General features: G+C 72.4%; 17 protein-coding genes. 3 read left to right on the forward strand and 14 right to left on the reverse strand.

Annotated elements, in window-relative coordinates; all coding sequences use genetic code 11:
* Window positions 1-5 precede the first annotated feature (5 nt).
* Window positions 6-353 (forward strand): PepSY domain-containing protein, encoded by a 348-nt coding sequence (locus tag HII36_RS20755; RefSeq protein ID WP_173524890.1) that lies wholly within the window; start codon window positions 6-8, stop codon window positions 351-353.
* An 85-nt stretch (window positions 354-438) separates the two neighbouring features.
* Here the strand turns inward: HII36_RS20755 and HII36_RS20760 are convergent, their stop codons facing one another.
* From HII36_RS20760 to HII36_RS20780, 6 genes are all read right to left on the reverse strand, one after another.
* On the reverse strand, window positions 439-1224 hold the full coding sequence (locus HII36_RS20760) for a hypothetical protein (RefSeq protein WP_173524891.1): 786 nt from the start codon (window positions 1222-1224) through the stop codon (window positions 439-441).
* A 154-nt stretch (window positions 1225-1378) separates the two neighbouring features.
* The gene (locus HII36_RS20765) at window positions 1379-2029 is read right to left on the reverse strand and encodes an HNH endonuclease family protein (RefSeq protein WP_236003691.1); all 651 of its coding nucleotides are present in this window, start codon (window positions 2027-2029) and stop codon (window positions 1379-1381) included.
* Between the two features lie 59 nt (window positions 2030-2088).
* Window positions 2089-5244 (reverse strand): 2Fe-2S iron-sulfur cluster-binding protein, encoded by a 3156-nt coding sequence (locus HII36_RS20770; protein ID WP_217369747.1) that lies wholly within the window; start codon window positions 5242-5244, stop codon window positions 2089-2091.
* On the reverse strand, window positions 5241-5483 hold the full coding sequence (locus HII36_RS55740) for a sarcosine oxidase subunit delta (RefSeq protein WP_217369748.1): 243 nt from the start codon (window positions 5481-5483) through the stop codon (window positions 5241-5243). Before HII36_RS55740 ends, HII36_RS20770 begins: the two co-directional genes overlap by 4 nt.
* Window positions 5483-6685, reverse strand: coding sequence for a sarcosine oxidase subunit beta family protein (locus tag HII36_RS20775; protein ID WP_173524892.1), 1203 nt, complete (start codon window positions 6683-6685; stop codon window positions 5483-5485). The genes HII36_RS55740 and HII36_RS20775 overlap by 1 nt, the downstream gene beginning before the upstream one ends.
* A complete protein-coding gene (locus tag HII36_RS20780) occupies window positions 6682-9099 on the reverse strand; it encodes a GcvT family protein (RefSeq protein WP_173524893.1) in 2418 nt (805 codons plus the stop codon). The genes HII36_RS20775 and HII36_RS20780 overlap by 4 nt, the downstream gene beginning before the upstream one ends.
* Window positions 9100-9237: 138 nt before the next feature.
* Between HII36_RS20780 and HII36_RS20785 the strand changes: the two genes are divergently transcribed.
* Window positions 9238-10719, forward strand: a complete 1482-nt coding sequence (locus HII36_RS20785; RefSeq protein ID WP_173524894.1) for an MFS transporter — start codon at window positions 9238-9240, stop codon at window positions 10717-10719.
* Here HII36_RS20785 and HII36_RS20790 read toward each other — a convergent pair.
* From HII36_RS20790 to HII36_RS20815, 6 genes are read right to left on the reverse strand one after another with little or no spacing between them, the layout of a single operon-like run.
* A complete protein-coding gene (locus HII36_RS20790; protein ID WP_173524895.1) occupies window positions 10712-11470 on the reverse strand; it encodes an SDR family NAD(P)-dependent oxidoreductase in 759 nt (252 codons plus the stop codon). The genes HII36_RS20785 and HII36_RS20790 overlap by 8 nt on opposite strands.
* Before the next feature lie 17 nt (window positions 11471-11487).
* On the reverse strand, window positions 11488-13764 hold the full coding sequence (locus HII36_RS20795) for a tetratricopeptide repeat protein (RefSeq protein ID WP_173524896.1): 2277 nt from the start codon (window positions 13762-13764) through the stop codon (window positions 11488-11490).
* Window positions 13765-13783: 19 nt separating this feature from the next.
* Window positions 13784-14539: an SCO6745 family protein gene (locus HII36_RS20800; protein WP_236003692.1), complete on the reverse strand. Its 756-nt coding sequence runs from the start codon at window positions 14537-14539 to the stop codon at window positions 13784-13786.
* 50 nt (window positions 14540-14589) lie between these two features.
* The gene (dapF, locus tag HII36_RS20805) at window positions 14590-15402 is read right to left on the reverse strand and encodes a diaminopimelate epimerase (protein WP_173524897.1); all 813 of its coding nucleotides are present in this window, start codon (window positions 15400-15402) and stop codon (window positions 14590-14592) included.
* A gap of 9 nt (window positions 15403-15411) precedes the next feature.
* The gene (gene miaA / locus HII36_RS20810) at window positions 15412-16317 is read right to left on the reverse strand and encodes a tRNA (adenosine(37)-N6)-dimethylallyltransferase MiaA (protein WP_173524898.1); all 906 of its coding nucleotides are present in this window, start codon (window positions 16315-16317) and stop codon (window positions 15412-15414) included.
* 36 nt (window positions 16318-16353) lie between these two features.
* Window positions 16354-16869: a methylated-DNA--[protein]-cysteine S-methyltransferase gene (locus HII36_RS20815; protein ID WP_173524899.1), complete on the reverse strand. Its 516-nt coding sequence runs from the start codon at window positions 16867-16869 to the stop codon at window positions 16354-16356.
* On the opposite strand from HII36_RS20815, the gene HII36_RS20820 reads away from it, so the two are divergent.
* Entirely contained in the window at window positions 16868-17788 is a 921-nt protein-coding gene (locus HII36_RS20820; protein WP_173524900.1) for a ribonuclease Z, read from the forward strand. The two genes, HII36_RS20815 and HII36_RS20820, sit on opposite strands and share 2 nt — an antisense overlap.
* Here HII36_RS20820 and HII36_RS20825 read toward each other — a convergent pair.
* Window positions 17764-18408, reverse strand: coding sequence for a class III extradiol ring-cleavage dioxygenase family protein (locus HII36_RS20825; protein WP_173524901.1), 645 nt, complete (start codon window positions 18406-18408; stop codon window positions 17764-17766). The genes HII36_RS20820 and HII36_RS20825 overlap by 25 nt on opposite strands.
* 94 nt (window positions 18409-18502) lie before the next feature.
* Window positions 18503-19243 carry an isocitrate lyase/PEP mutase family protein gene (locus HII36_RS20830; RefSeq protein ID WP_173524902.1) on the reverse strand — a complete coding sequence of 247 codons (741 nt, stop codon included), beginning with the start codon at window positions 19241-19243 and terminating at the stop codon, window positions 18503-18505.
* Window positions 19244-19259 lie beyond the last annotated feature (16 nt).

A 19259-nucleotide genomic window follows, 5' to 3' on the forward strand; every position in this document is an offset into this window, starting at 1 on the left:
CAGACATGAGAATCAACAAGAAGTTCCTGGCCGCCGGTGCCGGCGCCGTCGTCCTGGTCGCGGGCGGAGGGGCCGCCTACGCCGCCACCGCCGCCCCGGCCCCCGCGCCGAAGGTCACCGCGGAGCAGGCCATCGAGATCGCGCACCGGGAGGTCCCCGGGGCCTGGGTGCGCGGGGTCGAGCACGACCGCCGCGGCACCCGGCCGGACGTGTGGGAGGTCGAGCTGGTCAAGTCCGGCACGGAGCACGAGCTGGACATCGACTCCGCCAGCGGCAAGCTGCTCGACCACGACCAGCACGCCGACGACGACGACAAGCACGACGGCAAGCACGACGACCACGACGACGACTGACCGACCCTCCGGGGGGACGCCCTGCCGTCCGGCGCGCGCCGGACGGCAGGAGGAGCGGCCAGAACGCAGAGAACAGCAGGGCCGGTCAGAACTGCCGGTCGGTCTCGCAGCTGAACGGCGTGGGGTCGAGCGGGGCCTTGTCCCTGATGACCTCGTCGACGCCCAGGCCGCAGTTCAGCTCGGTGTCCTTGGCCAGGTCCTTGGCCAGGAGCTGGTCGTTGCCGCCCAGGCCGATGAGCCTGTCACCGGCGCCGCCGGCGTCGTCGATCACGTTCCTGCCCGAGTTGCCCACCAGCACGTCGCCGCCGAGCGTGGTGCCGACGATGTTCTCCACGTCGCCGCCGACGTTGTCGGCGTCGATGTTGCGGCCGTCGTTGGCGACGCCGTCCAGGCTGACCCGCACCGACAGCTCGCTGCTCTTGTACGACATCGTGTCGGTCCCGGTGCCGCCTAGCCAGGTGATCGCGCGCGGGGCGTTCTGCTTGGTGCTGCCGATGAGCGTGTCGTTGCCGTCGCCGCCGTTGACCTTGCCGGGGAAGTTGACGCCGACGCTGAAGGAGTCGTTCATGTCGCCGAGGTCGGCCTCGAACTGCGTGGCGGTGGTGCCGCAGGTGATGGCGCGCGGGCTGAGCCGCTGGCAGTCGCCGGTGAAGTTGAGCGGCTCGGTGTCGAAGACGGTGATGAGGCCGTTGAAGACGGTGAGCGAAGCGCTGTTGATCCCGCCGACGCCGGCGGTGTAGGTGATCTTCCCGTTCGTCAGGTCGACGGTGCCGGGTGAGGCCGCGTGACCGGGTCCGGCCGATAGGCCGAGCACCGCGGCGGAGGCCGCTGTCAGGAGCGTCAGTCGGGTAAGCTGCTTAGCGGAACGCATGATCTGTGTCCTTGACCTTGAAATGGTTCCCGGCGCGCGCTTGTGGCCCGCACCGGCTTGCACACAGATAAAACCGCCATCTTGCTCAATTAACCGTGCCAAAAGACACATAAGAGCACTTATGCGTCAAAGGACGCATAAGTGGAAATTTCTCCTAGCACGCGTCGAGAATGGTCTCCATCGCGCTCTTCTCCGCCGCGGTGACCCAGAGCTCGTATTTCGCCTTCACGTCGATCTGCCTGCTGATGTAGGCGCACCGGTACGCCTTGCGCGGCGGCAGCCAGGTGGCGGCGTCGGCGTCGCTCTTCTGGTTGTTCAGCGGCCCGTCCACGGCCAGCAGGTTCAGCGGGTCGTTGGCGAACTCCTTGCGCTTGGTCTCGCTCCACCGCTGGGCGCCCTTCTGCCAGGCGTCCGACAGCGGGATCAGGTGGTCGATCTGGACGTCCATGCTGGTGTCCTGGCCACGCTTGAAGTCGATCGTCTTGCCGCCGTACGGGTCGCGCAGCGTGCCGGTCAGCACGATGCAGTCGTGGGTGCCCGGCTTGAACGTCTCGTCCTCCAGGTCCCGCTTGAGTATGTCGTTACGGGTGTCGCAGCCGTTGCGATCGACGTCGGCCCAGGCCGGGCCGAACTCGTCGCGGTCGAAGCCGGTCTTCGGCGCGCGGCCCTTGACCGCCAGGTCGGCCAGCTTCTTGCGGGCGTCCGCGACCTCGCCCTTGTCGGCCTTACCTCCTCCCGCGGTGTCCGGGCCGGCGGACTGCACGTCCAGACCAGCACAGCCGGTGAGCATCACCGCCGTCGACAAACCTGCCAAGAACGCCCGAACACGCACCCCGAACCCCCAGACTCCTGATTTCGTAAAGTCTAGGTATAGAAGTACCCGTCAACGGCGTCGAGCAGCCACTCGGCCAGATAACCGGCGAAAGAGGACCTGACCAGCACCTGATACGTGTCGGTCCCGATGCGCCGCAGGATGACCGGGACCTTGGCCAGCAACGTCTGGGCGTGGCCGGTGAACACCGCCGGGTGCAGGTCGATCGGGCAGCCGGTGATCAGCACGTCCAGGGCCGCCGGGCCGGCCAGCTCGATGATCGTGCGCTGGTCCGACACGTCCACCCAGCCGGGGCCCGGCTCGGCGGCGCCCGTCACCAGCCACCACCCGGGACCCAGCGACAGCCCGTCGGCCTCGGCCCCGCGCACCTCCCACATCGGGACGCCGGGCACCTCGCGCAGGCGCAGCCCCGGCGTGCTCGCCGCGGCGAACCGCGCGGCGAAGGCGGCCCCGGCGAACTCCGGCCGCGCCGCCTCCACCGGAGTCGCGGCGGGCTCGGTGAGCGGGTCGCCGTCGCGGCGGGCGTTGCCTGGGTCGTAGAAGACCGGTTCGACCACCGTCACCGCGTGCGCCGTGCCGTTCGAGACGGCCGTGAGCCGGTCGCCGGGCGTCACGTCCCTGGCCATGGCCAGGTTGAACGTGCGGCCGAGCACCGCGCTGCGATAGCTCGACGTCACGTGCCCGAGCATCGGCACCGGCGGCACGCTCCCGGCGTGCTCGGCGACCAGTTGCGCGCCCTCATCCACGAAGGCGGCGGGGTCGTCGGTGAGCAGGCCGACCAGCCGCTTGCGCCCGTCCCTGGCGGTGTCGGGCCTGGCGTGCGAGCGCTTGCCCACGAAGTCCGGCTTGCGCTTGGCCACGATCCACGACATCCCCAGGTCCTGCGGCGTGACCGTGCCGTCGGTCTCCTGCCCGACGATCGCGAAGCCCTTCTCGGCCCGCAGCACGTGCATGGTCTCCGTCCCGTACGGGGTCGCGCCCAGCCCCAGCACGGCCTCCCACAGCGCCCGGCCGTAGCGCCAGGGCACGTTCACCTCGTACGCCAGCTCGCCGGAGAAGCTGATCCTGAACACCCGGCCGGCCACGCCCAGCACCGGCGTGCCCGCGTAGCGCATGAAGGCCAGGTCCACCGCGCCCGGCGCGATCGCCGCGATGACCTCGCGGGCGCGCGGGCCGACGACGGCGACCGTCGCCCAGTGGTCGGTGACGGAGGTGAACGAGACGTCCAGCGACGGCCATTCGGTCTGACGCCACTCCTCCAGCCAGTCGAGCACGGCGGCGGCCTTGCCGGTGGTCGTGGTCATCAGGTAGTGGTCGCCGGCGAGCCTGGTCGTGGTGCCGTCGTCGAAGACCATGCCGTCGGCGGTGCACATCAGGCCGTAGCGGCAGGCGCCGACGGCGAGCGTGGAGTAGGTGTTGGTGTAGATCCGGTCCAGGAACTCGCCCGCGTCGGCGCCTCTGATGTCGATCTTGCCGAGGGTGGAGGCGTCCATGGCGGCGATGCCGGTGCGGGCCGCCCGGCATTCGCGCCGCACCGCCTCGGCCATGCACTCGCCGTCCTGGGGGAAGTACCAGGGGCGTTTCCACTGGCCGACGTCCTCGAACACGGCGCCGCGCGCCACGTGCGAGGCGTGCATGGACGTCGTCCTGACCGGGTCGGACAGCTCGCCGCGGTCGCGTCCGGCGAGGGTGGCGAAGGAGACCGGCGTGTACGGCGGGCGGAACGTGGTCGTGCCCACCTGGCCGGGGCTCGCCCCGAGCAGCGCGGACATCACGCCCACCACCACCGCGCCCGACGTCTTGCCCTGGTCGGCGCCGGTGCCCGCGGTGGTGAAGCGCTTGACGTGCTCGACCGAGCGCATGCCGGTGCCCGCGGCCCTGGCCACGTCGTCGACGGTGACGTCGCGCTGGAGGTCGACGAAGGCGGGCTGCTCGCCCCGGGTCCCGGTCAGCCAGAGCGCGGCCGGTGGGCGCGGCACGTCCTCGTCGCTCTCGGGGACGCGGGGCGCGGGACCGCGCTCGAACCCGGCCAGTTCGGCGGCCTCCGCGCCTGCCGCGTGGCCGTCCGCGATGACGAGCGCGGTGGCGTAGCGGCCCGCGCACGCGCCGGCCGAGCGCTGCGCCTGCGCCGGCTCCCCCGGCACGAACGCCTGCAAGTCCTCGTCGAACCCGGCCCGCCCCTGCGACTGGCTGAACAGGTGCACGGCCGGGTTCCAGCCGCCGGCCACCGCCAGCAGGTCGGCCTCGATGATCCGCTCGCCCACCCGGACCCCGGCCAGCAGCCCGCCGGCGTCGGCCACGGCCTCGGTGACCAGCTGCCCGGCCAGCACCTCCACGTCCATGGGCAGGCCCTGGGGGCGCGGGTCGACCACGGCCACCACCTCGACGCCGGCCGCCGACAGGTCGCGTGCGGCCTCGTAGCCGGAGTCGGCGCAGGCGAACACCACCGCGCGCCGTCCGGCCCGCACGCCGTACCTGTTGGCGTAGGCGCGGGCGGCGCCGGCCAGCATCACGCCGGGCAGGTCGTTGCCGGGGAAGGCGACCGATCGCTCGTGCGCGCCGGTGGCGAGCACCACGCGCCGGGCCCGCAGGTGCCACAGCCGCTCGCCGCGCGCCCGCCGCTGCACGGCCACCAGATAGTTGTGGTCGTAGTAGCCGATGGCGGTGGTCCTGGTCAGCACCCTGACCTCGGGCAGATCGGCCAGCCGGGCGGACGTCGCGCCGGCCCAGTCGAGCGCGGGCGCGCCGTCGAGCCTGGTCCTGCCGTTGAGCAGGTCGCCGCCGAGCACCGGCTGGTCGTCCAGCAGGATCACCCTGGCCCCGGCCAGGCCCGCGGCCAGCGCCGCCGACAGCCCGGCCGGGCCGCCGCCCACCACGAGCACGTCGCAGTGCAGGTAGCCCTTGTCGCAGCGGCGCTCGTCCACGGCGTCGGGATCGATGCGGCCCTTGCCGCGCAGGCTCCACGCCGCCAGCCCCTCGTGCAGCTCCACCGTGGTGGCCGCCAGCATCGGGTCGGCGCCCACCCTGACCAGGGCGTTCGGCTCTTCGGGACCGGCGGAGAAGACGCCGCGCGGTCGGCCGTGCTCGACGCTGCGGCCCACCACGCGCACGCCGTTGCGCAGCAGCGCGGCGGCCAGCGTGTCGCCCGGCTCCCCCGCGTAGGACCGGCCGTCGAAGGTGAACCTCATCGGGGCTTCCTGATCTCGTGGGTGACGGTGTGGCGTTCGACGCCGAACCAGGCGCGGCAGCCGTGCACGTGGAACCAGCGCTCGTGGAACCAGCCCTTGGGGTTGTCGCGCAGGAACACGTACTCGGCCCACTCCTCGTCGGTCACCGGCCGGGTGGGGTAGGCGATGCCGGCCTGGCCGCCGTAGTGGAACTCGTTCTCGTCGCGTGGGCCGCAGTGCGGGCAGTCGATGAGCAGCATCAGTGCGCCACCGCCGCCGCGCCGTGCTCGTCGATGAGCGCCCCGGTGGTGAAGCGTTCCAGCGCGAACGGCTCGGCCAGCGGATGCGGCGCGCCGTGCGCGATCGTGTGCGCGTAGACCCAGCCGGAGCCCGGAGTGGCCTTGAAGCCGCCGGTGCCCCAGCCCGCGTTGATGTACAGCCCGTCCACCGGAGTGGTGCCGATGATCGGGGAGGCGTCGGGTGAGACGTCCACGATGCCGGCCCAGGTACGCAGCACCCGGACCCGGCTGAAGATCGGGAACAGCTCCAGCGCCGCCGCCATCTGCGCCTCGATGACGTGGAAGGCGCCGCGCTGGCCGTAGGAGTTGTAGGCGTCGATGCCCGCGCCCATGACGAGTTCGCCCTTGTGCGCCTGGCTGACGTACACGTGCACGGCGTTCGACATGACCACGCAGTCGAGCACCGGCTCCAGCAGCTCCGAGACCAGCGCCTGCAGCGGGTGCGACTGCAGCGGCAGCCTGATCCCGGCCCGCTCGGCCAGCACGGAGGTGTGCCCGGCGGAGGCGAGCGCGACCTTGCCCGCCGCGATCCGGCCGCGCGAGGTCCGCACGGCCGTCACCCGGCCGCCGGTGATCTCGAACCCGGTGACCTCGCAGCCCTGGATCAGGTCGACGCCGTGGGAGTCGGCGGCGCGGGCCAGCGCCCAGGCCACGTGGTCGTGCTTGGCGATGCCGCCGCGCCGTTGCAGCGTGGCGCCCATGACCGGATACCTGGCCCGGTCCGACACGTTGATGATCGGGCAGAACTTCTTCACCTCTGCGGGTTCCAGCCATTCTGCGTCGACGCCGTTGAGCCGGTTGGCGTTGACGCGCCGCCTGCCCTCGCGCACGTCGCCCAGGTTGTGCGCCAGGTTGAGCACGCCGCGCTGGCTGAACTGCAGGTCGTAGTCGAGTTCGGCGCTCAGGCCCTCCCACAGCTTGAGCGAGTGCTCGTAGATGGCCGCGCTCTCGTCCCACAGGTAGTTGGAGCGGATGATCGTGGTGTTGCGTGCCATGTTGCCGCCGGCCAGCCAGCCCTTCTCCAGGACGGCGACGTTCGTGATGCCGTGGTTCCTGGCCAGGTAGTAGGCGGTGGCCAGGCCGTGCCCACCGCCGCCGACGATGACGACGTCGTAGGCGGGCCTGGGTTCGGGGTTGCGCCAGAGGAAGTCGGGATGGGTCACCGGCGGATCTTCTCCATCTGGGGGTCGAACAGCGGCTCGGCGGCGACCTCCGCGGGAACCCGCCGCCCGAAGTACGAAATTTCCACGTGTGTTCCGGGGGTGGTCAGCTCGATCGGCAACCAGGCGTAGGCGATGGGCCGCTGGATCGTGTGGCCGTAGGCGGCGCTGGTGACGTAGCCGACCGTGCGGCCCTGGTGCCGTACCGGCTCCTTGCCCATGACCACCTCGGCGCTGAGCAGCGGCACGAGCTTGCGGGTGAGCCCATTGGCGTGCGCGGCGGACAGCGCGTCGCGACCGACGAAGTCCTTGTCGTCCCTGACCGCGAACCCCAGCCCCGCCTCGTACGGGTTGTGCTCGGGCGTCATGTCCACGCCCCAGAGCCGGTAGCCCTTCTCCACCCGCAGGCTGTTGAACGCGGCCCGGCCGCCCGCGATCGGCAGGCCGGTGGCCCAGAGCGTGTCCCACAGCTTGAGCCCCAGGTCGGCGGTGGTGTAGAGCTCCCAGCCCAGCTCGCCGACGTAGGAGACCCGCATGGCCAGCACCGGGACCTGCCCGACATATCCGGATCTGCAGCTGAAGTAGCGGAAGTTCGCGTGCGACAGGTCGAGGTCGGTGAGCGGCTGCACCAGCTCTCTGGCCCGCGGCCCCCAGACCCCGATGCAGCAGGTGCCCGGCGTGATGTCGCGTACGTGCACGCCGCCCGGCGCGTGCCTGGTCAGCCAGTCGAGGTCGAGGTTGCCGTTGGCGCCGATCTGGAACCTGTCGTCGTCCAGCCGGGCGACGGTCAGGTCGGACCTGATGCCGCCGGCCGCGTCGAGCAGCAGCGTGTAGGTGACCGAGCCCGGCTTCTTGTCCACGTTGTTGGTGGTCATGCGCTGCAGGAACGTCGCCGCGCCGGCTCCGGTGACCTCGATGCGCTTGAGCGGGGTCATGTCGTACAGGGCGACCTGTTCCCTGGTGGCCCGCGACTCGGCGGCGGCGATGGGCGACCAGTGGCGGCTCGCCCAGGCGTCGCGTGACGCCGCGCCGAGCCCCGGCTCGTCCAGGCCCGCCAGCAGCAGCGCGTTCGACTCGAACCAGTGCGGCCGCTCCCACCCGGCCGCCTCCAGGAAGTACGCCCCCAGCTCCCGCTGCCTGACGTGGAACGGGCTGGTCCGCATCGGGCGCGGCGACTCCATCGGCTGCAGCGGGTGGATGACGTCGTAGACCTCGACGAAGTTCTGCTTTCCCCGCTCCTCGACGAACGCCGGCGCCAGCTGCACGGGCTCGAACCGGTTGAGCTCGCATTCGTGCAGGTCGAAGCTCGAATGCCCGGCGACGAGCAGCTCCGCGACGGCCTTGGCCACCCCGGCCGAGTGCGTCACCCAGACGGCCTCGGCCAGCCAGAACCCGTCGAGCTCCGGCGCCTCGCCGATGAGCGGGAACCCGTCGGGGGTGAAGGAGAAGATCCCGTTGATGCCGTCCTCGTACTTGGTCTCGGCCAGGGCCGGGAGCAGTTCGACGGCGTCGCGCCAGGCGGGGTCGAAGTCCGCCTCGGTGAACGCCTGCACCGACGGCATGACCGTGCCCTTGGAGACGATCTCGTGCTGGGCCACCGGCATCGGCCGGTGCGCGTACGAGCCGACGCCGACCCGGTCGCCGTGCAGCCGGAAGTACAGGTCCCGGTCCTGGTGGCGGAGGATGGGCGCGGTGCCGGGCAGCCTGATCGGGCCGGACTTGGCGTACTGGTGGGCCAGCGGCAGCAGCGGCACCCGCAGCCCGGCCATCGCCCCGATCGACGGGCCCCAGAACCCGGCGGCGCACACCACGACGTCGGCGGGGATGACGCGGTACTCGTCCCGCGTCTCGACCGCGACGCCGGTGACCCGGCCGCCGTGCTGTTCGAGCCCGACCACGGTGTGCCCGGGCAGGAACGCGGCGCCGCGTTCCATCGCCCGCTGCGCCTGCGCCTCGCCGCAGGCCACGGCGGCGGCCAGGCCGTCGGTTGGCACGTGGTAGCCGCCGAGCACCCGGCCCTGGTCGAGCGCGGGCCACAGCTCGGCGCATCGGGCGGCGTCGACCAGGTGGCCTTCGACGCCCCACGACTCGGCCCAGCCCCGCCGCCGGCTCAGGTCGGTCAGCCGTTCCTCGGTGGTGGCCACCTCCAGCCCGCCGACCTGCAGGAAGCACGGCGTGCCGCGCAGCGACAGACCGGTGTACTTGCGCACTGTGTAGGCGGCGAACTCCGTCATGGCCTTGGACGGGTTGGTCTGGAAGACGAGCCCGGGGGCGTGCGAGCTCGACCCGCCGGCGGCGAACAGCGGGCCCTGCTCGACCACGGTGACGTCGGTCCACCCCCGTTCGGTGAGCTCGTCGGCCAGGGCACAGCCCACGATGCCCGCTCCGATGATCACCAGCCGTGGCCAACCCGCCATGAGCCCTCCGGTTGTTCCTTAATACGCAACACATACCGGACTACGCAACGAACATAAGGCCCTGCGCATCCACGGACAAGAGCTCCGGACGGCCGGATCCTTGACCTCATCCTTGGTCGAGGTTTCACGCTGAGACGCATGACCCGAACGACCTCACGCGCCCTGGCCGGCCGGCGCGAATGGATCGGGCTGGCCGTGCTCGCGCTGCCCGCCCTGCTGGCCTCGCTGGAACTGACCGTCACCAACCTGGCCCTGCCCGCCATCGGCGCGGACCTGCGCGCGAGCAGCACCCAACTGCTGTGGATCGTGGACGTCTACGCCTTCCTGCTGTCCGGCTCGCTCATCACGATGGGCGCCTGGGGCGACAGGATCGGCCGCCGCCGGCTGTTGCTGATCGGCGCGGCCGCGTACGGTGTCGCCTCGGTGCTGGCCGCCTACGCCCCGGACGCCTGGAGCCTGATCGCCGCCCGCGCGCTCATGGGCGTCACCGGCGCGACCCTGATGCCCTCGACGTTATCGCTGGTCACGTCCATGTTCACGGATTCACGCCAGCGCGCGGTGGCGGTCGGCGTGATCGTCGCCGCCGTCTCGGCGGGCACCGCGATCGGGCCGCTGGCCGGCGGCTGGCTGCTGGAGCGCTTCTGGTGGGGGTCGGCGTTCCTGGCGGCGGTGCCGGTCATGGCGGTGCTGGTGATCGTCGGGCCGCTGCTGCTGCCCGAGCACCGCGATCCCGGCGGCGGCAGGCTGGACGTGGTCAGCTCGCTGCTGTCACTGGCCGCGGTGCTCCCGGTGATCTACGGGCTCAAGCAGGTCGCGGCCGGCGGGCCGGCGCCTTACGCGGCCGTGGCGGTCCTGGCCGGGGCGCTCGCCGCCTGGCTGTTCGTCCGCAGGCAGCTCCGGCTGCCCGATCCGTTCATCGACGTGCGGCTGTTCCGCGACAGGACGTTCGGCGCCGCCTCGGCCACGCTGGCGCTGGGCATCTTCGTGTTGTGGGGCTCGAACTACGCCCTGGCCCAGTACCTGCAGCTGGTGCACGGGCTGTCGCCGCTGCAGGCCGGGCTGTGGACGGCGCCGTCCGCGGTGGGCGTCATCGTGGGCTCCACGCTCGCGCCCAGGATCGTCCGGGTGGTGCGTCCCGCCACCGTGATCGGGGCCGGGCTGGCCGTCTCGGCGGCCGGGTTCGCCGTGCTCACCCAGACGGGCGGCGGGCTGGGCGTGCTGGTCACCGGGGCGGTCGTGGTGTCGGCCGGGCTCGGCCCGATGATGGCGCTGGCCACGGACCTGGTCATCGGCGCGGCCCCGGCCGAGCGGGCCGGCGCGGCGGCGGCGATCGCGTCCACCGCGCCGCAGCTCGGCGGGGCGATCGGCATCGCGATCATCGGCAGCGTCGTCACGGCCGTCTACCGGGCCGCGCTGCCGCCTGGCGAGGTGCCGGAACAGGCCCGCGAGAGCCTGCACGCGGCGGTCGGCACCGCGGACCCGGCGGTGGTCGCGGCCGCGCGGGCGGCGTTCGTCGACGGGTTCCACCTGGCCTCGGCGATCAACGCGCTGCTCATGGCGGCGATCGCGTTGCTGGTGGCGGCCCTGCTCAGGCCGCCCGGCGCCCGGCCGCTCAGGTGATCAGGATCCCGCCGTCGACCGGCAGCGTCACCCCGGTGATGTACGACGACGCGTCGCTGGCCAGGAAGATCGCCGCGGCCACCAGTTCCTCCGGATCGCCTGGACGCCTCATCGGCACCCGCAGCTCCATCATCCGCTCCAGGTAGCCGGGCTGGTACTGCTCGGTCATCTCCGAGGCGAAGAAGCCCGGCTCCAGGCAGTTGACCCGGATGCCGCGCCGGCCAGTCCACTGCTGGGCCAGGTCGCGGGTGAGCCCGATGACGGCCGCCTTGGAGGCGCTGTAGGCGGCCTGCGGCAGCCCGGCCGTGGTCTCGCCCAGGATGCTGCCGATGTTCACGATCGACGAGCCGGGCCGCATCACCCGCGCGCACGCCTGCGCCATCCAGTACGTGCCGTGCAGGTTGATGTCGACGACCTGGCGGAACTCCGCGGGCGTCTCGCGGACGGCGGGCACGGCCGTGCCGACCCCGGCGTTGTTGATCAGCACGTCGACCGCGCCGAGCTCGGCCACCGCGGCGGCGACCAGCGCCTCGCAGTCCTCCGGCCTGGTCACGTCGGTCGGGACGGCCACGCACCGCCGGCCGGTCCGCTCGACCAGCAGGCGGGTCTCCTCCAGCCGGTCTTTGCGCCGGGCGCCGATCGCCACGTCGGCCCCGGCCTCGGCGAGACCGCGGGCGAACGCCACGCCCAGCCCCGAAGACGCGCCGGTGACGACGGCCACTTTGCCTTCGAGGCTGAAGCGCTGCAGCATCTCGCTCCCTACAGTTCCTACAGTCCGTATTCCTTGACGATGCGCTCGTGCCGCTCGACCTCGACGTCGATCTCGCGGGCCAGGTCGAGCCAGGCCAGCGGGTGCACCCATCGCTCGGTGGCGTCGTCGAGGAGGGCGTCGACCTCGGCGGGCGCGACGTCCGGCGGCACGGCCACCCAGCCGAACACGCCGGGCAGCGGCTCGCCGCTGGTCGGGTGGGTCACCGTGTAGTTCTCGTCGCTGTAGACCCACATCGGCCAGCCGCGCTCGGCCATGACCTCGGTGAACTCCGACCAGTCGGACTCGCTCGGCGCGGCGCCGTCGAAGAAGTAGCTGGTGTAGCCGCCGGGACGGAGAATGCGCACCGCCGCGAACGGCGGCACGAAGTTCTGCTGCTCCTTGGGGTCTTCCGGCATCGGCTCGAGCAGCTGCGGGTCGAACACGACCAGGTCACCGGCGTTGTAGTCCATGCCGCGCGGCTGCGGCAGCGCCAGCCTGGCGGTGGCCGGGCCGGTGCGGATCGACAGGACCTGCCGCTGACCGCCGTCGGGGGCCGGGAGGATGACCCTGATCAGGCCCATCTCCTCCTCGATCGGGCCCTCCTTGGACTTGATCGGCATGCCGATCTTGGCCGCGCCCTTGCGCACGGTCTCCCAGTCTTCGGCCGAGGTGGCCATGACGACCATGCGCCACAGGTCTTCCTCGGTGAGCTCGTCGATCACCTCGAGCAGCACGGCGGCCGCCCGCTCGTTCTGGTCGAGCTGCTGGGCCGAGCCCGACACCAGGCGGCGGGCCTCGATGCCGGCGCCGGCGGCCACCGCGTGCTCGGCCGCGTCGAGCGTCTCCGGCCAGCGCTCGCGGGCGCTGTGCAGCCGGGCCAGCGCCAGGTGCTGGGCGTCGTGCGGGAGCATCGCGGCCATCTGCTCCAGCCGCTCGTCCTGACGGGCGTCGACGAGCAGCGTGGTCAGGTAGGCGACGTCGTCGGACTCGGCGGTGGCGATGCGGCCGGAGTCGACCAGCATCTTCCAGTAGATGTCGGCGCCGGCCGACGGGTAGCCGAGGAAGCCGAGCGTGGTGGTGTGGCGGCGGGTGGCCTCCAGGTCCTCGCCCGACAGCGGGGCGAGCCAGCCGACCCACTTCTCCGGGTCGGCGTTGAAGCCGTCGGCGGCGTCGAAGTAGGAGACGCGCTCCTCCAGCGGGCCCGGGGCCTCGGGCTCGGGGGCGGTGTTGGCGGCCTCGCGCAGCGCGGCGATGCGCTCGATCAGGCCGTCGGTGTCGCGCAGCTCGGCGGCGGCGGACTCGGCCAGGTCGGCCAGCAGCCTGGCCTGCCACCCGCCCTGCCTGGCCACGGCCAGGTCGCCGGCCACCAGGGCCAGCTCGACGCGGGCGCGGTAGCCGCCCATCATGCCGAAGTAGTCGATCCACTGGCGCAGCACGCGGCCGAGCTGCCAGGTGTTGGTGATCTGGGAGGAGTCGGCCAGCAGGCGCACGGCCCGCGACCACTCCACGAACGAGCGCGGGTGCTCGCCGACCACGTCGAGGTCGGGCAGCGCGTCGACGCTCTCGGCGATCCGGCCGAGCGTGGCCAGGATCAGCGCCCTGCGCACGCCGTCGCGGTGCGGCTTGGCGACCGGGTCGTCGGCCTGGAGGTCGGCGGCGGCCTGCAGCGCGGTCAGCGCGTCTTCGGCCCGGCCGGCGGCCAGCAGCGCCCGCGCACTCTCCGCGCCCAGCTCCCAGCTCGCCTCGTGGCCCCCGGTGCGCAGCCGCTCGACGGCGGCCTCGGCGTAGGCGACGGCCTCGCCCGGCTTGCCGGCGTCGATGAGCGCCGACACGTACTGGGTGACCAGTCCGGAGAAGGCCGGCCGCTCGGGGCTCATGTCCTCCAGGAACGCGCCGACGGTCTCCAGCCGGTCGGTGGCGTAGCCGGGGCCGTCGGTGTTGGCCCACACGACGGCCAGCGCCTCGACCGCGGCCGGCGTGGCCGGGCACTCACGCACGTCTTCGCGCTGGGCGAACGCGAGCAGTTGCTTGGCGTCGTCGATGGCGACCGCGCCCTGCGCGCGGTCGCCGATGCGGCCGATCAGGTGCCAGTAGCGGGCGTAGAACTCGAGCCACGGCAGCTCCAGGGTCTCCGCCTGCTGCGCGATGGCCGGGGCCATGACGTCGAGCTGCGGATATCGGCCCTCGTAGGCCTGTGCGGGAAGGTCTCCCAGCGCCATGGCGAGGCCAACGTTGCCCGCCTCGGAAAGCTGCTGCTGGGTTTCTCCGACCCAGGCCCAGATGTCCACGTCCATGGGCAGTCAGTCTGCCAGGTCAATGAGCGTGCCCAAAACGCAGAAGGTCGATGAGCTCGTCCGATTCGTCGCTGTTGAGGACCGAAAATACCGGTGCCATCAGGTCGTCGGTCGTCTCTTCGACGGCCGCGCGGCGTGCTTTCGTCTCGGGCGCGGGCTGCTGGTAGGGCTCGGGCCAGGTGAAGAACTTCGCGATGAGCTCGCCCGCGGCGTGTCCGAACGGGGTGCCGTCGTGGTCTGCGGCGAGCGTGGCGTCGAGCGGGTGCAGGCCGGCCGCGAGCACCGCGTTGGCGTGCAGGCCGCCGCGCAGCTCCCGCAGGACGTGCATGAGCTGCGTGGCGCGCGCGGGCGCGTCGTCGGGCAGCGGGACCGCGCGCCAGCCGGCGAACAGCGGCGCGCCGACGGAAGACGCCTGACGCACGACGGGTTCGAGCAGCTCGGCGATGCGGGCGCAGCCGTCGTAGCCGCCCAGCTTGCGCCGGCCCCACTGCCCGCACGCCTCGGCGTAGAGCTCGACGGCCTGTTCCACGGGCAGCTTGCGCCCGCCGTTCCAGTTCTCCTCGACGTGCTCGCGCGGGAAGAAGACCGCCACGGACGTGACCACGTCGGCGTCGCAGTCGCCGAGCACGCCGAAGCGGCCGCGGAAGTACAGCTCGCGCGGGCCGAGCCCGTGCGCCTCGCAGATGGCCTTGGCCTCCCGGGAGATCATCCATCCGCCGCCGTAGTGGCCCACGGGTCCTTTGACCTCTACCGCGGTCGTACGCGGGTCCGCCATGTCCGCCCCTCTCGGTTCGTCAGATAGACCCAGCATCCCCCGGAAGAACTTTATTCTGCAAGAGTGAGATTCCCGGACGCGACGATCATCGCCGGGCCGGACAGGTAGCTGGTGTCCTCGTCGAGGATCACGGTGAGGGTGCCGCCCAGCACCTCGACCGTCCAGCGGCCGGTGGTCTCGCCGGACATGCGCGCCGCGGCGACGGCGGTGGCGACCGCGCCGGTGCCGCACGAGCGGGTCTCGCCCGAGCCGCGCTCGTAGACCCGCATCACCGCGCGGGTGGTGCCGACCGGGTTGAACAGCTCGATGTTGACGCCGTGCGGGAACACGCCCGGGTCGAAGCCGGGCTGGCGCGCCAGGTCGAGCTGGGCGACCGGATCGCCGATGGCGCAGGCCAGGTGCGGGTTGCCCATGTCGACCTGGACGCCGCGATACTCCTGGTTGCCCAGCGTGGCCACGCTCTCCCTGCCGACGACCGGCTTGCCCATGTCGACGGTGATGTCGCCGTTCTCCTCGACCCTGGCCTGCCTGACGCCGCCCCTGGTGGCGATGCCGAACTCGCTCGCGTCGGTCAGCCCGGCGTCGAGCAGGTAGCGCGCGAAGACCCGCACCCCGTTGCCGCACATCTCGGCCACGCTGCCGTCGGCGTTGCGGTAGTCCATGAACCACTCCGCCCGCGCCGCCTGCCCGGCCACCTCGGGGTGCTGCTTGGTGCGCACCACACGGAGCACGCCGTCGGCGCCGATGCCGGCCCGCCTGTCGCAGATCTTGGCGACGAGCGCGGCCGACAGGTCGAGCTCGGCGTCGGGATCGGGCAGGATGACGAAGTCGTTCTCGGTGCCGTGCCCCTTGAGAAAGCGCATTTCAGAATTCTATGTGCGGCCGTGGCCCGCGATCAGCGTCAGGGATCGTTCGAGCAGGTCAGGGGCGTCATACGGGAGCCAGACCACCCTCGGGTCGCGGCGGAACCACGACTCCTGGCGGCGGGCGAAACGCCGCGTGGCCCGCACCGTCTCCTCGACGGCCCGCTCCTGGCTCCACTCCCCGTCCAGGAACTTGATCACCTGGGCGTAGCCGAGCGCGCGGCTCGCCGTGCGCCCCTCGGCCAGGCCCTGCCCGAGCAGCCCGCGCACCTCCTCGACCAGGCCCGCCTGCCACATGCGGGTCACCCGCAGCGCGATGCGCTCGTCCAGCTCGGGCCTGGGCACCTCCAGGCCGATCTGCACGCTCGGAACGCCGCCCTCGTACGACGGCATCGTGGCCGAGAACGGCCGGCCCGAGTGCTCGATCACCTCCAGCGCGCGCACGATGCGCCGGCCGTTGCTGGGCAGGATGGCCGCCGCGGCCGCCGGGTCGAGCTCGCGCAGCCGCTCGTGGAGCGGGGCCGTGCCGGTCTCGGCCAGCTCGGACTCCAGCCTGGCCCTGATCTCCGGGTCGGTGCCGGGGAACTCCAGGTCGTCGATGGCCGCGCGGACGTACAGGCCGCTGCCGCCGACCAGCACGGGCACGTCGATCGTGGCGAACAGTTTCCTGGCCAGCCGCTGGTACTCGGCGGCGCTGGCCGTGACCGTGACGTCCCAGATGTCCAGCAGGTGGTGCGGCACGCCGCGCTGCTCGGCCGGGGTGAGCTTGGCCGTGCCGATGTCCATGCCGCGGTAGAGCTGCATGGAGTCGGCGTTGACGCACTCGCCCCCGAGCCTGAGCGCGAGGTCGACGGCGAGATCGGACTTTCCTGCCGCCGTGGGACCCACCACGGCGATGACTGGCTGCTGACGCACACCGACAAGTGTGTCAGCAGGCCGGCGCGCTCCAGGTCACCACAGGTCGAGCAGGGTGGGCTGGAGGTAACCCTCGTGGGTCAGCAGCCAGCGCTTGGTCTCCACGCCGACGCCGCCGCTGAACCCGCCGAGCCCGTTGCCGGCGATCACCCGGTGGCAGGGCACCACGATCGGGATCGGGTTGGAGCCCATGATCGAGCCGATCCCCCGCGCGGGGACGCTCGTGCCGCTGCGTCCGGCCAGCTCGCCGTAGGTGACCGCGCTGCCGTACGGCACCCGGTGCAGCGCCTGGAGCACCAGCAGCCGCGAGCCCGACATGAGCCGCCAGTCGATCGGGGTCTCGAACGTCCGCAGGTCACCGGCGAAATAATGGGTGAGCTCCGAAACGATCGAGGCCGTACGATCCGCATCATGAACCTCAGTCAGGCCGAGGCGCTCGCTCAGCCGCGAACGGGCGCCCCATCCCGACGCGACGAGCCCGACCTCGGTGACCGCCAGCACGAACGGGCCGACCGGCGTCGGAACCTCGGCGAACGCGACCGTATCCATCATGTCCTCACGTGAGCTCGTGGTGCTGGGCACCTCCAGCGCGGTGCCCACCCGACACCGTAACCACAACGGGTACCTTCTGCGCTGGGACGGGCAAGGCTTCCTTTTCGACCCGGGCGAGGGCACGCAGCGGCAGATGGCCTACGCCGGGGCGAGCGCGAGCGACGTGCACTGGCTGTGCGTGACCCACTTCCACGGCGACCACTGCCTGGGTGTGCCCGGGGTGGTCCAGCGCATCGCCAGGGACCGGGTCAGGCACCCGGTGCGTGCCGTCTTCCCCGCCTCGGGCGAGGCGTACTGGCGGCGGCTGCGGCACGCCGCTGCGTTCGCCGACACGTCCGCCATCGAGGAGTGCCCCGTCAGCGGGGAACTCGACTCGGCGGGCCCGCTGATCGCGCGCCGCCTGTCGCACCCCGTCGAGGCGTACGGCTACCGCCTGCAGGAGCCGTCAGGGCGCCAGATGCTGCCGGAGAAGCTGGCCGAGTACGGCATCCGCGGCCCCGAGGTCGGCGAGCTGCAGCGGACCGGTTCGGTGCGCGGCATCACGCTCGACCAGTGCAGCCTCCCGCGTCCCGGCCAGAGCTTCGCGTTCGTCATGGACACGCGGCTGTGCGACTCGGTGTTCGAGCTGGCCGCCGGGGTGGACATGCTGGTCATCGAGACCACGTTCCTGTCCGCGGAGAGCGCGCTGGCCACCGAGTACGGCCACCTGACCGCGTTCGAGGCCGGGCGGGTGGCCGCCGAGGCCGGCGTGCGCAAGCTGGTGATCACGCACTTCTCCGAGCGGTACACGCCGGACGACGAGCCGGTGTTCCTCGACGAGGTGCGGCGCAGCTTCGACGGCGAGGTCGTGGCCGCCAGGGACCTGATGACGGTCCCGGTGCCGCGCCGCGCCCGTCAGCTCCAGATCCCGGCGAAGTAGCCCACGCCGTACGGCTCCGACTGGGCGAGCAGGCGGCCGGTGAACGCGGCCGGGCCGGCCGCCCCGGCGAGCACCTGGAGCGCCGGGCGGCCGCTCACCCAGAGGCGGTCGGCCCGCTCGGGGTCGAGCCCGGCCAGCGCGGCCTGGTCGGCCTCGGCGACGGCGGTCGCGATCAGGTCGTTGACCGGCTTGGCGTCGTCGTCGTACTTGCCCGGGGCCCGGGACGACAGGCAGGCCGAGCCGTCGGCCATGACCAGCAGCGCCACCCGGTCGCCGCGGGCGGCCAGCTCGGCGCCGAGCGCCAGGCAGCCGGCCGGCGGCGTGTCATGCGCGATTGCCTGGCCCGGGGCGTCGCCTTGGAGCAGCAGGCGGCCGACGGTGAGCGACAGCGGGAGCACCGGCTCGCCCTCGCCGATCGTGTCGTCCAGGCCCCAGGGGCGCAGGGTGCCCGCGGCCCGGGCGTCGTAGGCGGCGGTGGACTCGGCCGGGCCGACCACGATCAGCGTGTCGGGCCTGGCGGCACGCAGCGCGGCGATCGCGGTGTGGCAGGCGGAGCGGAGGTCGGGCAGCTGGGACACGATCAGCGGGGTTTGCGGGCAGACGGCCGCGGCGACAAGCACGACGAAAAGCGTACGTCAGCAGGACATATCCCCGATCACCGGGCAACCCGCACCGCCCGGTCCCGCCGCCCGGTCTCGCGGCTTCGTTTCGTGATCAGTAGGGGCTGCGGCCCTCCTTGATCGCCGCGAGCAGCCCTCGGGCGTAGACCTCGGTCGCCTGGTGCAGGCCGTGGCCGTAGCTGACCCTGGCCACGCCCAGCCCGGCCAGCCGCGCCAGGCTCGGCGTGCCCGGCCTGAACAGGATGTTCACCGGCCCGCCCACCTCGCGCACGAACGACTCGATCGCCCGCTCGTCGCCGAGCCCGATCGGGTACACGCAGTCGGCCCCCGACTCCAGGTACCGCCGCGCCCGCGCCACCGCCGCCTCGTGGGCCTCGGGGTCGCGCAGGTAGACGTCCACCCTGGCGTTGATCACCAGCGCGTCGCCGGCGGCGGCGCGCAGCTCGGCCAGGAAGTCCGCCTGGACCTCGGGGTCGACGAGCTCGCCCGCGCCCGGTTCCGAGTCCTCCACGTTGCAGCCGGACGCCCCCGCCTCGGCCAGGCGCTCGGCCAGCTCGGCGGGCTTGAGCCCGTAGCCGCGCTCGACGTCGGCGGTGACCGGGACGTCCACGACCCGCGCGATGCGGGCCACGGCGGCCATCATCTCGGCGACCGGGGTGCGCTCGCCGTCCTCGTGGCCCAGCACCCTGGCGACCGCCGCGCTCCCGGTCGCGATCGCCGGGAACCCGGCCTCGCGCACGGCGCGGGCGGAGGCCGCGTCCCAGACGTTGGGCAGGATCAGCGGGTCGCCGGGCACGTGCAGGGCCCGCAGGCGGGCGGCCATCTCAGCAGTCATGGGCCGGACTCTAGGG

It is taken from the genome of Nonomuraea antri (assembly GCF_013283785.1).
GTDB lineage: Bacteria > Actinomycetota > Actinomycetes > Streptosporangiales > Streptosporangiaceae > Nonomuraea > Nonomuraea antri.